The following is a 13,852-nucleotide window of genomic DNA, read 5'->3' on the forward strand; positions in this document are numbered from 1 at the left end:
GGTCCCATTCCGAACCCGGAAGCTTAGCCTCATAGCGCCGATGGTACTGCCCTGGAGACGGGGTGGGAGAGTAGGACGCCGCCGGACAACCATTCAGCGTCAGGGGATGAACCCCCGGACCGCCCCTGCTGGGGGTGGCCGGGAGCGGTTCATCCCCTGACGCATTTCTATGCCCCGAACAGAGCGCCCTCAACAGAGCCGCGACCCTCCCGCCCTGGGACGACTTGCCGTCGTCACGCACCCCGCGGCTATCGTGGCGGGTGTGAACGCAGATATGACCCGCACCGGCGCGGAATCCACCAGCTCCCAGGCCGCAGGCATTGCCGACCCGACGTGGCGCAGGGAGCACTTCGTGTCGCTGCTGCGTTTCGCCGAGGCGTCCCTCCGTGAGGACGGCGCGGCCTGCTGGCTCGACGACGCCGGCCGCCCGGACGCCTCGCACCCCGTCGAGACCTGGATCACGTCGCGGATGGCGCACATCTTCGCCGTCGGGCATCTGCTGGGGGTCGAGGGCGCGGGTGAGCACGCGGCTCGTGCGATCACCGGGCTGCGGGAGGTGCTCGCTGACGCCGAGTTCGGCGGGTGGCTCGCCTCGCGCGGTGAGGGCGACGACGTCGTCGGCACGAAGGAGGCCTACGCCCACGCGTTCGTGGTGCTGGCGGCGTCGACCGGCAAGGTTGCCGGCGTCGCGGGCGCGGCCGAGCTGCTGACCGAGGCCCTCGCGGTGCTGGACGCACGATTCTGGGAGCCGGAGCATCAGCTGCACCTCGACGAGCGGAGCCGGGACTGGGCCTCGGCATCGGACTACCGCGGGGTGAACGCCAACATGCACTCCGTCGAGGCGCTGCTCGCCGCGCATGCGGCGACGGGTGACGGGCTGTGGCTGGACCGGGCGGCCGCGATCGGCGATCGGGTGGTGAGCTGGGCCGAGTCGAACGACTGGCGAATCCCCGAGCACTTCGACGCTTCCTGGCAGCCCCTGCTCGAGTACAACGCCGACCGTCCTCACGACCCGTTCAAGCCGTACGGTGCCACACCTGGGCACGGGCTCGAGTGGGCCCGCCTGCTGCTGCAGATCGATGCGGAGGCCGGGACAGCCGGTCGTCGCACCCGGGCGGCGTCTGCGCTGTTCGAGCGTGCGGTCGAGGACGGCTGGGATGCCGAGCACGGTGGCGGCTTCGTCTACACCACGGACTGGTCGGGGACCCCCGTGGAGCCGCGGCGGTTCCACTGGGTCGCGGCCGAGGCGGTCGCCACCGCGAACGTGCTGGGCAGGGTCACCGGCGAGGAGCGCTACGTCCGGCTCGAGGGCGAGTGGTGGGGGTGGATCCAGGAGCACCTGATCGACGCCGCGCAGGGATCGTGGCACCACGAGCTCGACACGGAGAACCGCCCGTCGGGTCGCACCTGGATCGGCAAGCCCGACGTCTACCACGCCGCCCAGGCCGTCATCCTGTCCGAGCTGCCGCTGACGGGCTCGTTCGCCGCCTCCGCGCAGCAGGCCGGGCAGATCCTGGCCTGACGCCTGACGCCTGACGCCTGACGCCTGACGCCTGACGCCTGACGGCCGGCGGCCGGCGGCCGGCGGCGCTTCCGCTGCGCACCGCTCGGGTGTCATGCCGGGTACAGGTCGACCTCGGTCGCCTTGACGGTGAACCAGACGGTGTCGCCGGGAGTGATCGCCAGATCGGCCGCTGCCTGCGGCGTGATGTCGGCGCTGAGCTGGCCGGCCCGGACCCGCACGAGCCCGCTCTGCGGTTCGAGCGCGGTCACCTCGACCGGCCACGCGTTGCGCGGTGAGCCCGCGGTGCGCTCGGGAAAGATCGAGACGGCCGACGGGCGGAACGCGGCCGTCATCGTCGCTCCGGGCTGCGGTGCTACCTGGTCGGCGGCCCCGCCGTCGTCGTGGAGCCGGCCCTGGACCAGGTCGCCGGTCGTGAGGCGGATCGCGCGCTCCGGGGCGGACCATGTGCCGGTCAGGATGTTCAGGCCCGCGATCCGGGCGGCGAAGGCGCTCCGCGGTCGGGAGAGCACCTCACGGGTGGGCCCCTGCTCGGTGACGCGACCGCCGTCGAGCACCACGACCCGGTCGGCGAGCAGGAGGGCGTCCAGCACGTCGTGCGTCGCGAGGAGCACCGTCCGCCCTGCGAGGACCTCCCGCAGGAGATGGCGGAGCGCCGGGGTGACGTCGACGTCGAGGGCCGCCATGGGTTCGTCGAAGAGGAGGAGGCGCGGGTCTGCCGCCAGTGCGCGTGCCACGGCCACCCGCTGGGCCTGGCCGCCCGACACCTCGGCGGGCCGGCGGTCGGCGAGCTCGGGCAGGCCGATCCGGTCCAGCCACCGTGCGGCGTCGGCGGCCGCGGACCGCGGGGACGCTCCTCGGGAGCGGGGGCCGAACGCGATGTTGTGCCGCACCGACAGGTGCGGGAACAGCAGCGGGTCCTGCGCCAGGAGGGCCACCTGCCGGGCGTGCGGCGGCACCCAGGCGCGGGTACGGCCCGCCTCGACCCGGGTGAGGGTGCGGCCGTCCAGCGTGACGTGGCCGTGGTGGGGGCGCAGGAGCCCGGCCGCCACGGACAGCAGCGTCGACTTGCCGGCGCCGTTCGGGCCGAGCAGGGCGACGGTCTCGCCGTCGGCCACCTCCAGATCGATCTGGACGTCGCGCTCGGGGACCTGCACGGAGAGGGAGAGGCTCACAGGGCGCTCCGGCTCCGCCGGGTCAGGCCGATGACCAGCACCGCGACCACCACGAGGACGAGGGACAGCGCGACGGCGGCATCGGGGTCGGTCTCCCGCTGGAGGTAGATCTCGAGCGGCAGCGTCCGCGTCACGCCCTGGAGGCTGCCCGCGAACGTGATGGTCGCGCCGAACTCCCCGAGGCACCGGGCGAAGGACAGCACGGTGCCGGACAGCAGTCCGGGCCACACCAGCGGCAGGGTCACCCGGAACAGGACGGTGCCGGGGCGGGCGCCCAGCGTGGCGGCGACGACGTCGTACCGGGTGCCGGCCGTGCGCAGCGAGCCCTCCAGGCTGATCACGAGGAACGGCAGGGCGACGAAGGTCTGCGCCAGCACGACGGCGGTCGTGGAGAACGCGATCTGGACACCGGCCACCTCCAGGGTCTGGCCCAGCAGACCGCGGCGGCCGAAGGTGTACAGGAGGGCGATGCCGCCCACCACCGGCGGCAGCACGAGCGGGATCAGCACCAGCGAGCGCAGCAGGTCGCGCCCGACAAAGCGTCCACGGGCCAGCACGAGTGCGAGCGGCACCCCGAGCAGCAGGCACAGCAGCGTGCTCACCGCCGACGTCCGCAGGCTCAGGAGCAGTGCGGCGACGGACGACTCGCTGGTGATCAGGGTCCAGAAGCTCGCCCAGTCCACACGGGCCGCCATCGCCGCGAGCGGGAGGAGTACCAGCAGGGCTCCGACCGCCGCGACCGCGGCGACCCACCGAGGGATCACGGTGCCGCGAAGCCGGCGTCGGTGAGGACGCGCTGCCCGTCCGCACCGAGCACGGCGTCGATGAACTCCTGCGCGAGCTCGGGCTCCTCGCTCCCGCCCAGCGCGGCGATCGGGTACACGTTGACCGCGCTGCCCGACTCGGGGAACTCGATGCCCTCGACCCGGTCGCCTGCGCCGCGCACGTCGGTGACGTAGACGAGCCCGGCGTCGGCCTCGCCGGTGGTCACCTTGTTGAGCACGTCGGTCACGCTCTGCTCCTCGCTGACGGGCGCGAAGGTCAGGCCGGCCGCCTGCTCCACGCGCTCGGTCGCAGCGCCGCAGGGCACCTCGGGCGCGCAGACCACGAGCTGCACGTCGTCGCCGGCCAGGTCGGCCAGCGACGCGATGCCGGCCGGGTTGCCCGGGGGTACGGCGATGGTCAGGGTGTTCGACGCGAAGTCGGCCGGCCGGCCGGCGAGCAGGCCGTCATCGACGAGCTTGTCCATGTTCGCGGTGTCGGCCGAGGCGAGCACGTCCGCCGGGGCGCCCTGCTGGATCTGGGCCACGAGGTCGGACGAGCCGGCGAACGACAGCTCGACGGAGACCCCCTCGTGCGCCGCCTCGAAGTCGGCGGCGATCTGCTCGAACGTACCGGTCAGCGACGCGGCGGCGTAGACGGTCAGGGTCCGCTCCCCGGCGTCGTCGGCCGCCGAGCCCGGACCGGCGCACGACGCCAGGGCCACGGCGGCGACGGCCGCCGCGATCGTGGTCATCATGCGGGTCGTCCCGCGGCGTACCGGCCTGTTCGCCGTCGTGCCGCTCATGCGGAATCCCTCCGGTCCTCGGTCTCGATCACGACGTTCGTGGACTTGATGGCGGCCACCGCGACCGACCCGGGCTCCAGCCCGAGGTCGCGTACCGCCTCGCTGCTCATCAGCGAGACCACGCGGAACGGCCCGCACTGGAGCTCGACCTGGGCCATCACGGCGTCGGTGCGGATGTCGGTGACCAGGCCGACGAAGCGGTTGCGGGCCGAGCTGCGCAGACCGGACGGCAGGCCGGGGGGCGAGGCGTGCTCGCGGGCCACCATCGCCACCTCGTAGCCGTCGACCACCTTGCGGCCTGACGCGTCCGTGTGCGCGCCGAGCAGCCCGCGGTCGATCCAGCGCCGCACCGTGTCGTCGCTGACGCCCAGGTACGCCGCCGCTTCTCTGATCCTCATCTGCGGCACGGAAGGAACGCTAGCACCGTGCACGCGGATACAGAACGCCTGAGCACTCCTCATCTGCGGCTCGGAGCGCCGCCGCCGTCCTCCGGGAGAGAATGGGTCCATGAGGATCTCCGCACGAGCCGACTACGCCGTCCGAGCAGCCGCAGAGCTGGCGGCTGCCGACCACGACGGACCCGTGCGCGCCGAGGCCCTGGCTCGCGCGCAGGACATTCCGCACCGCTTCCTGGAGGGGATCCTGAGCGACCTGCGCCGCGACGGGCTCGTCACGAGCCACCGCGGCGCCGGCGGCGGCTACCGCCTGGCGCGGTCCGCCGACACGATCACGATCGCCGACGTCGTGCGCGCCGTGGACGGCCCGCTCGTCTTCGTCCGGGGCAACCGGCCCTCCGACCTGGAGTTCCAGGGCGCGGCCGCGCCCCTGCTGCATGTGTGGGTGGCGCTGCGGGCCAACGTGCGTGCCGTGCTGGAGGCGGTTTCCCTCGCCGACCTGGTGGCGGGCAACCTGCCGGACGAGGTCCGGGCGCTGACGCAGGGTGAGTCGGCCTGGGCCAACTCCTGACGGCGCCCGGGGCCGCCCGGGAGGCGTCCACATCCTGAGAATCGTCCGGCTGATTTTCTGACGGATCCCCGAGGGTTCGGGCCCCTCGTTCCGCATGCGCACTAATCCGATGTCTGAGATGCTTGTTGTTTCCGACCGGGATGGATGGATACTGGGGGAACCGCGCTCGCGCGGCCCTGTGTCGCACCCCCCGGACCTGGAAGGCAACGACCATGAGAACCCTGATCCTGCTAGCGCTCGTCGGCCTCGGCGCGCAGCTCGTGGACGGCAGTCTGGGCATGGCCTACGGCGTCACCTCCACGACGCTGCTGCTGGCGATCGGCACCAACCCGGCAGCCGCCTCGGCCACCGTTCACCTCGCCGAGATCGGCACCACGCTCGCTTCCGGCGCCTCCCACTGGCGCTTCGGCAACGTCGACTGGAAGGTCGTCGCCAAGATCGGTATCCCCGGCGCGATCGGCGCCTTCGCGGGCGCCACGTTCCTCTCGTCGCTGTCGACGGAGATCGCCGCCCCGGTGATGTCGATCATCCTGCTGGCGCTCGGCCTGTACGTGCTGCTGCGCTTCACCGTGCAGGGTCTGCCCACCCGTTCGGACAAGCCGCTGCGCAAGCGGTTCCTCGCCCCGCTCGGCCTCGTGGCGGGCTTCTTCGACGCCACCGGTGGCGGCGGCTGGGGCCCGGTGGGTACGCCCGCGATCCTGGCCAGCGGCCGCCTGGAGCCCCGCAAGGTGATCGGCTCGATCGACACCAGCGAGTTCCTCGTCGCGATCGCCGCCAGCGTCGGCTTCTTCGTGGGCCTGTCGGGTGAGGGCATCGACTTCACCTGGGTGCTGGCGCTGCTCATCGGCGGCCTGATCGCCGCGCCGATCGCCGCCTGGCTCGTGCGCCTCGTGCCGCCGCGCATCCTCGGGTCGCTCGTGGGTGGCGTCATCGTGCTCACCAACACGCGCACCCTGCTCAACAGCGACTGGATCGCCGCCACGGACCCCGTGAAGATCCCCGTCTACGTGGTGATCTGGCTGGGCTGGGCTGCCGCCGTCTTCTGGTCGGTGCGGGCGCACCGGCGTGCCAAGGCCCTGGAGTCCGAGCAGTCCCCGGAGCCGGAGGCCGATAGCGTGTCGGCATGACGTCCGACCAGGTAGCGGTGATCACCGTCTCCGACCGTTGCGCGCGCGGCGAGGCCGAGGACCGTTCCGGCCCCACCGCCGTGTCGCTCCTGCGCCAGGCGGGCCACACCGAGGTGCGCACCTACCTGGTGCCCGACGGCGTCGAGCCGGTCCGCGGAGTGCTGCGGACCGCGCTCGACGACGGCGCCCGGCTGGTGGTCACCACGGGCGGTACGGGTATCACGCCCCGCGACCTCACCCCTGAGGGCACGGCCGAGGTGCTCGAGTACCAGATCCCCGGCATCGCGGAGTCGGTGCGGCAGCAGGGGGTCGCCGCCGGGGTGCCCACGGCCGTGCTCTCCCGCGGGCTCGCCGGCGTCGCCCGGTCGGGTGACGGGGCGCGTGCGCTCGTCGTGAACCTGCCGGGATCCTCCGGCGGCGTGCGCGACGGGCTCCAGGTGGTGCTCACGCTGTGGCCCCACGTGCGGTCGCAGCTCGACGGCGCCGACCACTGAGCCCGCGACGGCGCGGAGCTCGGCTCAGCCGCCCGCGAAGGGCGGCAGCACGTCCACGGTGACCCCGTCCGGCACCGGCGCGGCCCCGTCCGTCGTCCGTGCCCCCGCGACGAGCAGGGCACAGCGCGGCAGCACGTCGCCGAGGCCCGGGTGGGCGCCGGCCAGGGCGGCGCGGAGGGCGGCGACCGAGGTCGGCCCGTCGACCTGTTCGGTGGGGAGCCCGGCCGCCTCGCGGGCACCGGCGAAGTAGCGGACGGTGATCATGCGCCGCGCACCCAGTCGCCGGACTTGCCGCCCGTCTTGCGCTCCAGGCGCACGTCCGCGAGCGAGACGGACTTGTCGAGCCCCTTGACCATGTCGACGACGGCCAGACCGGCGACCGCCACGGCCGTCAGCGCCTCCATCTCGACACCCGTGCGGTCGGCGGTGCGCACGGTCGCCGTGATCTCGACGCCGTCGTCGGTCACCACGAGGTCCACCGCGGCGCCGTGCACGCCGATCACGTGCGCCAGCGGCAGCAGCTCGGGTGTCCGCTTGGCGGCCGCGATGCCCGCGATGCGGGCCACGGCCAGGACGTCGCCCTTGGGCACGGCGCCGTCCCGCAGGGCGCGCACGACGTCGGGGGTGCAGCGCACCGTGCCCGAGGCGGTGGCAGAGCGGACCGTCGGCTGCTTGGCGGTGACGTCGACCATGCGGGCCTGGCCGCGGTCGTCCAGATGCGTGAAGCTCACGGGACCAGGGTGCCACGAGCGCTCCGGTGCCCGTTCGGCTGTCCGAAGTATCCGAACTGTTCTAAGGTGGTTGGTCTCGGAGTCATGAAGCGGCTCCAGGTCCCCTCGGATCTGGGAGGTTCACATGTCCCCCGACAAGAAGCACGGTCTCGCCCTCGTGGACGGCGGCGACGTCTCGTCCGCCCTGCCGCGGGTCGCGCCCGGCGAGCTGGCGGACGCCCTCGGCATCGGAACCAACCTGCTGATCGGCCGGTACCGCGTAGGCCTGGCAACCGGCGACTGGTGGTGGTCCGACGAGGTCTACACCATGCACGGCTGGCGGCGGCACGAGGTGGAACCCGGCCTCGACGCGCTACGTTCCCGCAAGCACCCTGACGACCGCCTCCGGGTGGTGCGCGCCGCCAGCGAGGCCCTGCGGGTCGGCCGGCCGTTCGCCTGCGCCCACCGCATCGTCGACAAGAACGGGCGCACGCGATCGGTCGTGGTCATCGGCCAGGGGCAACGTCGAGAATCCGGCGGAGGCCCCGAGGTGGCGGGCTACGTGCTGGACGTGACGCCGGTCCAGAAGGAGGCGCTGAACCGCCGCTCGGCCGGGGCGGTCCAGCGCGCGTTCGTCAGCCAGGCGGCGATCGAGCAGGTCAAGGGCGTCATCGTCGCGGTACGCGGAGTGGACGAGGCGACCGCCGACGCGACCCTGCGCGAGGTCGCCGCCACCGTCGGCGTGCCCCTGCGTCTCGCGGCGGACCAGGTCATGGCCGCGCTCCGCGCCGACGACGAGAAGGCGGGGGTGACGCAGGCCGCGCTGACGCGCGCGCTCGACGCCGTCCAGCCGGTGGGGCGGCCGCGGAGCCATGACGCGCTGCTGACCCGGCGGCCGCGCCGGTCACACCGCTGAGCGACGCGCCGCGATACGCAGTGCGGCGGTGTGCGCGCCCTTCGCTGCCAGGCGCTTGGCGAACACCGCCGTGCCGGCCGCGACGGCCGCGAACACCGTCGCCTGCACCAGGTCCAGCTCCGGGTCGTCCGGCTTGTTGGGCGCGTCGTTGCCGGTCACACCCTTCCAGATCATGCTGACCGCCTTCTGCGCGACCCAGCCGGCCGCGATAGTCAGGGCGAGGGTGCCGACCTTCTCGGCGAGTGTCTGTTCCGTCTCAATCTGGGCCACCTCTACACCGTAGCCCCCGACGGCGGACTAGGCTGCACGGAAACGACAGGGGAGCGCCCCGACGGCGCTGAGAGTGCGGAGAACCGCAGACCCTTGAACCTGATCCGGTTCACACCGGCGGAGGAAGTCGAGGCACGATGTTGCGTCTTTCCGGTGCCCCCTGGGGCGCCTTCCACAGCGGTACGGTCGGCGGCGCGGTCGCCGTGGCACTCCTGGTCGCCGGCTGCGCCGGCGGTTCGGGCGCTACCGGTTCCGAGGACACCACGTCGGCAGGCGCGGCGTCGGGCACCGTGACGCTGGTGACCCACGACTCGTGGGCGCTGGACGAGAAGCTGGTGGACCGGTTCGAGCAGGAGTCGGGCCTGACCGTCGAGGTCAGCGCGGCGGGCGACGCCGGGACGCTCGTGAACCAGCTGGTGCTGACCAAGGACGCGCCGCTGGGCGACGCCGTGTTCGGCATCGACAACACGTTCGCCTCCCGCGCGCTGGAGGCCGGGGTGGTCGAGGAGTACACGCCGGAGGGCCTGCCCGAGGGCGTCGAGCAGGTGGGGGGTGCGCTCACACCGGTCGACCAGGGCGACGTGTGCGTGAACGCCGACGAGGCGTGGTTCGAGGAGTCGGGCCTGGAGGTGCCGAAGACCATGGAGGACCTCGCCGACCCCGAGTACAAGGACCTGCTCGTGGTGACCAACCCGGCGACGTCGTCCCCGGGGCTCGCGTTCCTGCTGGCGACGATCGGCGCGTTCGGCGAGGACGGGTTCGAGGACTACTGGGCGTCGCTCGTGGACAACGGCGTCAAGGTCGCCGACTCGTGGGAGGACGCCTACTACGTGGACTTCTCCGGGGCGGGCGAGGGCGGTGAGCGGCCGCTGGCGCTGTCGTACGCGACGTCGCCCGCGTTCACCGTGACCGAGGACGGCGCCGCGTCGACCACCAGCGCGCTGCTGGACACCTGCTTCCGGCAGGTCGAGTACGCAGGCGTGCTGGCCGGCTCCGACAACCCCGAGGGTGCCCGCGCCCTGGTGGACTTCCTGCTCACCGAGGACGTGCAGGCCGCCCTGCCGGAGTCGATGTACATGTACCCGGCCGATGCCTCGGTGGAGCTCCCCGCCGACTGGCAGAAGTTCGCGCCGCAGGCCGAGGCGCCGTTCGAGGTGGACCCGGCCGACGTGAGCGAGCACCGCGACGAGTGGATCGAACGGTGGACCGAGACGGTCGTGGGCTGAGCCGGAGCCGGACGCCGGCGGACCGGCCTGGGCGCGGGCCCCGGCCCGCACCGTTCCTGTGGGGAGCGGCGGTCGCCGTCCCCCTGGCCTTCCTCGGCGTCTTCTTCGCGTGGCCGGTGGTCGCGCTCGTCGTGCGGGGCTTCGTGCTCGACGGCGCGCTCGATCTCACCGGCTTCACCGAGGTGCTGTCCCGGCCGCGCACCTGGCGGCTCGTGGGGCTCACGCTCACCCAGGCGGTGCTCGGTACGGCGTTCTCGGTGCTGCTCGGGCTGCCGCTCGCCTACCTCCTGTACCGGCGGGCGTTCCCCGGGCGCACTCTGGTGCGCGGGCTGGTGACGGTGCCGTTCGTGCTGCCGGCCGTCGTGGTCGGCGTCGCGTTCCGCGCGCTGTTCGCGCCCGGCGGCACCCTCGGGTTCCTCGGGCTGGAGGAGTCGCTCGCCGGGATCGTCGTCGCGCTCGTGTTCTTCAACGTGTCCGTGGTGGTGCGCACCGTCGGCGGGCTGTGGGAACGGCTCGACCCCCGTGCCGAGGAGGCCGCGGCCTCGCTCGGCGCGGGGCCCGCCCGGGTGTTCCGCACCGTCACGCTGCCCTCGCTCGCGCCCGCGATCACGTCCGCGGCCTCGGTGGTCTTCCTGTTCTGCGCCACCGCGTTCGGGGTGGTGCTCGTGCTCGGCGGCGTGCGGTACGGGACCATCGAGACCGAGATCTGGGCCCGCACCACCCAGTTCCTGGACCTGCGGTCGGCGTCCGTGCTCTCGATCCTGCAGCTCGTGGTCATCTCGGGCGCCCTGGCCGTCTCCGCGCGGGCCCGGCGGCGCCGCGAGGCCGCCCTGCACCTCGTCTCGGCGCGCCGGACGGCACGCCCCCTGTCCTGGCGCTCGCCCGCCGACGCCGGCGCGGCGCTCGCGGGCATCGTGATCGTCGCCGGGCTCATCGTGTTGCCCCTGGCCGGCCTGGTGGCCCGATCGTTCCGCGAGCCCGACGGCTCCTGGGGACCCGGTAACTATCTCGCGCTCGGCACCACCGGCGAGCGCAACGCCCTGGTCGTCACCGTCTGGGAGGCCACGGCCACCTCGCTGCGGATCGCACTGGCCGCCACCGTGATCGCGCTGGTCGTGGGCGGGCTCGTGGCCCTGGTCGTGTCCCGGCGGCCCCGGTCGGTGGGGGCGCGCCGCGCCGTCGGGACGCTCGACGGCCTGTTCATGCTGCCGCTGGGCGTGTCCGCGGTGACCGTCGGCTTCGGGTTCCTCATCACCATGGACCAGCCGGTGCTCGGCGTCGACCTGCGCACCTCGGGGTTGCTCGTGCCGGTGGCCCAGGCCGTCGTGGCCGTGCCGCTCGTGGTGCGCACCGTGCTGCCGGTGCTGAGGGCCATCGACCCCCGCCTGCGCGAGGTCGCCGCCGTGCTCGGCTCCGGGCCCGGCCGCGTGCTGCGCACCGTGGACCTGCCGATCGCCCTGCGGTCGGTCGGGCTGGCCACCGGGTTTGCGTTCGCGGTGTCGCTCGGCGAGTTCGGCGCCACCTCGTTCCTCGCGCGGCCCGACGGCGCCACCCTGCCGGTCGTGATCTACCGGCTCATCGGGCGGCCCGGGGCGGAGAACTACGGGATGGCGCTCGCGGCGTCCGTGGTGCTGGCCGCGCTGACCGCGACGGTGATGATGGTGGCGGAGCGACTGCGCGACGACCGCGCGGGAGGGGAGTTCTGATGGCGGGGCTGGAGGTCCGGGACGTCTCTGTCCGGTACGGCGGCACGACGGCCGTGGACGGCGTGACGCTGGCCGTCGAGCCCGGCGAGGTGGTGGCGCTGCTCGGGCCGAGCGGCTGCGGCAAGTCATCTCTGCTGCGGGCCGTGGCCGGGCTGGAGCCGCTGGCCGTCGGGCACGTGCTGTACGACGGCGCCGACCTCGCCGGGGTACCCGTGCACCGGCGCCGGTTCGGGCTGATGTTCCAGGACGGGCAGCTCTTCCCGCACCGGGACGTGCGGCGGAACGTGGCCTACGGGCTGGAGACCCTGCCCCTGACCCGCCAGGAGCGGGACGAGCGGGTCGCCGCGCTGCTGGACCTCGTGGGGCTCGCCGGGTACGAGCAGCGGTCGGTGCCCACCCTGTCCGGCGGGGAGCAGCAGCGGGTGGCCCTCGCGCGCGCCCTGGCGCCGCGGCCCCGGCTGCTGCTGCTCGACGAGCCGCTGTCGGCGCTCGACCGACAGCTCCGCGAACGCCTGGCCGGCGAGGTGCGGGCAGCGCTCGTGGAGACCGGGACGACGGCGGTGTTCGTGACGCACGACCACGCCGAGGCCTCCGCGGTGGCCGACCGGGTGGGTGTCATGGACCGGGGCCGGCTGCTCCAGGTGGCGGCGCCCCAGGAGCTGCGCACCGCGCCGGCGTCGGACCGGGTGGCCGAGTTCCTGGGGTTGCGCGGCTGATCCGGCCCGGTCGGGTCAGACCGCACCGGCCTGCTGGACCGACCTTGGTCAGGGTGCCGCTACCGAAGGGTGACCCGACTCGGTACCCCGGTCGGATGCCCCGGCCGCGGTCGCGTCGGGAGGCTGTGACCAGGCACGACGGACGTGCCGAGAAGGAGAAGGACGCATGGCCGAGAACCTGGTGACCCGTAGCCCGTGGCCCGCCTGGGCGGTGCCGCTGGTCAGGGCTGGCCCGGCGGGCGGAAGCCGCTCGCGCCCCACGGTGACGCAGGCGGGTGCGGCAGCCGCGCGACGAACGCGGCCCGGGCCTGCTGCATGACCCACACCAGGTACTGCCGCTGCTGCTCCAGGCCGTGCGGGTCGAGGTCGCGCTGCGCCCCGGCCCGCTGGTGCAGCAGGGCCAGCTCGGTGGCGGCCTGCTGGTAGTCGGTCATGGCGCGCTCGGCCTGCCGCCCGCCCGCCGCGCGTGCCCAGCTCCGGGCCGCGCGGCGGCCCGGCAGGCTGGACAGCATGCGCAGGTCGTCGTTCGTGACGATGCCGATCGGGCCGTACAGCGGCAGGTAGTGCCCGATGAGCTGGACGATCCGACGGCGGTCGCGCGCGAGGATCACGATCAGCGCGACGAGCACGGCGAAACCGACGAGGTAGGCCCCGGCGAGGCCCAGGATGCCGAACTTCGTCGAGCCGTTCCACAGGCTGTGGAGAACCATCGCGCCGAGCAGACCGTAGAGCGGTGCCCGCCGGCGCAGCGGGCCGGGGCCCGCCAGCGCGGCCACGGCCACGCCGATGCCGGTCATCGCGGTGCACAGCGGGTGCAGCAGCGGCGAGACGATGGCACGCAGCACGAACACGTACCCGAGCTGGTCCGACTCGAGCGCGTCCACGAAGTACTGGACGTTCTCCGTCGCGGCGAAGCCCAGGCCCACCATCGCGGCGTAGATGACGCCGTCGGTCGGGCCGTTCAGCTCCTGGCGACGCCACCACAGCATGCCGAAGAGCACCGCGCCCTTGAGCAGCTCCTCGACCACCGGCGCGCCGAACGTCGCGACGAGGTACCAGCCCTCCTCCTCGCCCGTGAGCTCGGTCTCGGTGAGGAGCGACAGCCCGAGGGTGTTGAGGATGCTCGCGAACAGCGCCGCCACGCCCGCGCCCCACAGGAACGCGAACACCAGGGCGTTCGGCGGCTCCGGCTCGAGCCGGTCCAGCGCGAGCACGAGCGGCAGCCAGACGGCCACCGGCAGCAGCGCCAGCAGCAGCCCGACGACGAACGACGCGCCACCCGTGAGCGCGTCGAAGGCCAGGATGACCAGCAGGCAGACCGAGGCGAAGACGATCCCGACGATCACTCCGACGGGGGCACGTCCGGGAGCGCGCCCCTGGAGGATCGCACTGGGATCGATGGCCATGCCATGGGACCCTACCGACTCGGCCCCCGTGACGGCGGGCGAACGCGCCCC

General features: G+C 73.5%; 16 protein-coding genes, 1 rRNA gene and 1 riboswitch. Of the genes, 9 read left to right on the forward strand and 8 right to left on the reverse strand.

Annotation, left to right across the window (positions count from 1 at the left end):
- Window positions 1–87 (forward strand): 5S ribosomal RNA (gene rrf, locus ACIBBF_RS10655); the annotation flags it as partial.
- A 175-nt stretch (window positions 88–262) separates the two neighbouring features.
- A complete protein-coding gene (locus tag ACIBBF_RS10660) occupies window positions 263–1,522 on the forward strand; it encodes an AGE family epimerase/isomerase (protein WP_397413061.1) in 1,260 nt (419 codons plus the stop codon).
- Window positions 1,523–1,614: 92 nt separating this feature from the next.
- Here ACIBBF_RS10660 and ACIBBF_RS10665 read toward each other — a convergent pair whose 3' ends face one another.
- From ACIBBF_RS10665 to ACIBBF_RS10680, 4 genes are read right to left on the reverse strand one after another with little or no spacing between them, the layout of a single operon-like run.
- On the reverse strand, window positions 1,615–2,697 hold the full coding sequence (locus tag ACIBBF_RS10665; RefSeq protein ID WP_397413062.1) for a sulfate/molybdate ABC transporter ATP-binding protein: 1,083 nt from the start codon (window positions 2,695–2,697) through the stop codon (window positions 1,615–1,617).
- The gene (locus ACIBBF_RS10670) at window positions 2,694–3,461 is read right to left on the reverse strand and encodes an ABC transporter permease (RefSeq protein WP_397413063.1); all 768 of its coding nucleotides are present in this window, start codon (window positions 3,459–3,461) and stop codon (window positions 2,694–2,696) included. Before ACIBBF_RS10670 ends, ACIBBF_RS10665 begins: the two co-directional genes overlap by 4 nt.
- A complete protein-coding gene (modA, locus tag ACIBBF_RS10675) occupies window positions 3,458–4,216 on the reverse strand; it encodes a molybdate ABC transporter substrate-binding protein (protein WP_397413474.1) in 759 nt (252 codons plus the stop codon). Before modA ends, ACIBBF_RS10670 begins: the two co-directional genes overlap by 4 nt.
- 44 nt (window positions 4,217–4,260) lie before the next feature.
- Window positions 4,261–4,671: a molybdopterin-binding protein gene (locus tag ACIBBF_RS10680; protein WP_397413064.1), complete on the reverse strand. Its 411-nt coding sequence runs from the start codon at window positions 4,669–4,671 to the stop codon at window positions 4,261–4,263.
- A 100-nt stretch (window positions 4,672–4,771) separates the two neighbouring features.
- Between ACIBBF_RS10680 and ACIBBF_RS10685 the strand changes: the two genes are divergently transcribed.
- From ACIBBF_RS10685 to ACIBBF_RS10695, 3 genes are all read left to right on the forward strand, one after another.
- On the forward strand, window positions 4,772–5,230 hold the full coding sequence (locus tag ACIBBF_RS10685; RefSeq protein ID WP_397413065.1) for an RrF2 family transcriptional regulator: 459 nt from the start codon (window positions 4,772–4,774) through the stop codon (window positions 5,228–5,230).
- Between the two features lie 212 nt (window positions 5,231–5,442).
- The gene (locus ACIBBF_RS10690; protein ID WP_397413066.1) at window positions 5,443–6,357 is read left to right on the forward strand and encodes a sulfite exporter TauE/SafE family protein; all 915 of its coding nucleotides are present in this window, start codon (window positions 5,443–5,445) and stop codon (window positions 6,355–6,357) included.
- Window positions 6,354–6,851: a molybdenum cofactor biosynthesis protein B gene (locus tag ACIBBF_RS10695; RefSeq protein WP_397413067.1), complete on the forward strand. Its 498-nt coding sequence runs from the start codon at window positions 6,354–6,356 to the stop codon at window positions 6,849–6,851. The genes ACIBBF_RS10690 and ACIBBF_RS10695 overlap by 4 nt, the downstream gene beginning before the upstream one ends.
- Before the next feature lie 24 nt (window positions 6,852–6,875).
- On the opposite strand, the gene ACIBBF_RS10700 is transcribed toward ACIBBF_RS10695, so the two are convergent.
- Both ACIBBF_RS10700 and moaC read right to left on the reverse strand, forming a co-directional pair.
- Entirely contained in the window at window positions 6,876–7,115 is a 240-nt protein-coding gene (locus ACIBBF_RS10700; RefSeq protein WP_397413068.1) for a MoaD/ThiS family protein, read from the reverse strand.
- Window positions 7,112–7,582 (reverse strand): cyclic pyranopterin monophosphate synthase MoaC, encoded by a 471-nt coding sequence (gene moaC / locus ACIBBF_RS10705; RefSeq protein WP_397413069.1) that lies wholly within the window; start codon window positions 7,580–7,582, stop codon window positions 7,112–7,114. Before moaC ends, ACIBBF_RS10700 begins: the two co-directional genes overlap by 4 nt.
- A 124-nt stretch (window positions 7,583–7,706) precedes the next feature.
- On the opposite strand from moaC, the gene ACIBBF_RS10710 reads away from it, so the two are divergent.
- Window positions 7,707–8,477 carry a PAS and ANTAR domain-containing protein gene (locus ACIBBF_RS10710; RefSeq protein ID WP_397413070.1) on the forward strand — a complete coding sequence of 257 codons (771 nt, stop codon included), beginning with the start codon at window positions 7,707–7,709 and terminating at the stop codon, window positions 8,475–8,477.
- On the opposite strand, the gene ACIBBF_RS10715 is transcribed toward ACIBBF_RS10710, so the two are convergent.
- Window positions 8,466–8,747: a DUF4235 domain-containing protein gene (locus ACIBBF_RS10715; RefSeq protein ID WP_397413071.1), complete on the reverse strand. Its 282-nt coding sequence runs from the start codon at window positions 8,745–8,747 to the stop codon at window positions 8,466–8,468. The two genes, ACIBBF_RS10710 and ACIBBF_RS10715, sit on opposite strands and share 12 nt — an antisense overlap.
- A gap of 37 nt (window positions 8,748–8,784) precedes the next feature.
- A riboswitch (TPP riboswitch) is annotated at window positions 8,785–8,890 on the forward strand.
- On the opposite strand from ACIBBF_RS10715, the gene ACIBBF_RS10720 reads away from it, so the two are divergent.
- The 3 genes from ACIBBF_RS10720 (at window position 8,885) to ACIBBF_RS10730 (ending at window position 12,395) form a co-directional block, all read left to right on the forward strand.
- Window positions 8,885–9,973 (forward strand): thiamine ABC transporter substrate binding subunit, encoded by a 1,089-nt coding sequence (locus ACIBBF_RS10720; protein WP_397413072.1) that lies wholly within the window; start codon window positions 8,885–8,887, stop codon window positions 9,971–9,973. Its footprint overlaps the riboswitch before it by 6 nt.
- Window positions 9,949–11,679: an ABC transporter permease gene (locus tag ACIBBF_RS10725; RefSeq protein ID WP_397413073.1), complete on the forward strand. Its 1,731-nt coding sequence runs from the start codon at window positions 9,949–9,951 to the stop codon at window positions 11,677–11,679. Before ACIBBF_RS10720 ends, ACIBBF_RS10725 begins: the two co-directional genes overlap by 25 nt.
- Window positions 11,679–12,395, forward strand: coding sequence for an ABC transporter ATP-binding protein (locus tag ACIBBF_RS10730; RefSeq protein WP_397413074.1), 717 nt, complete (start codon window positions 11,679–11,681; stop codon window positions 12,393–12,395). The genes ACIBBF_RS10725 and ACIBBF_RS10730 overlap by 1 nt, the downstream gene beginning before the upstream one ends.
- 221 nt (window positions 12,396–12,616) lie before the next feature.
- Here the strand turns inward: ACIBBF_RS10730 and ACIBBF_RS10735 are convergent, their stop codons facing one another.
- The gene (locus ACIBBF_RS10735) at window positions 12,617–13,801 is read right to left on the reverse strand and encodes a PrsW family intramembrane metalloprotease (protein WP_397413075.1); all 1,185 of its coding nucleotides are present in this window, start codon (window positions 13,799–13,801) and stop codon (window positions 12,617–12,619) included.
- Between the last annotated feature and the right edge of the window lie 51 nt (window positions 13,802–13,852).

It is taken from the genome of Promicromonospora sp. NPDC050880 (assembly GCF_044456525.1).
Classification (GTDB): Bacteria; Actinomycetota; Actinomycetes; order Actinomycetales; family Cellulomonadaceae; genus Promicromonospora.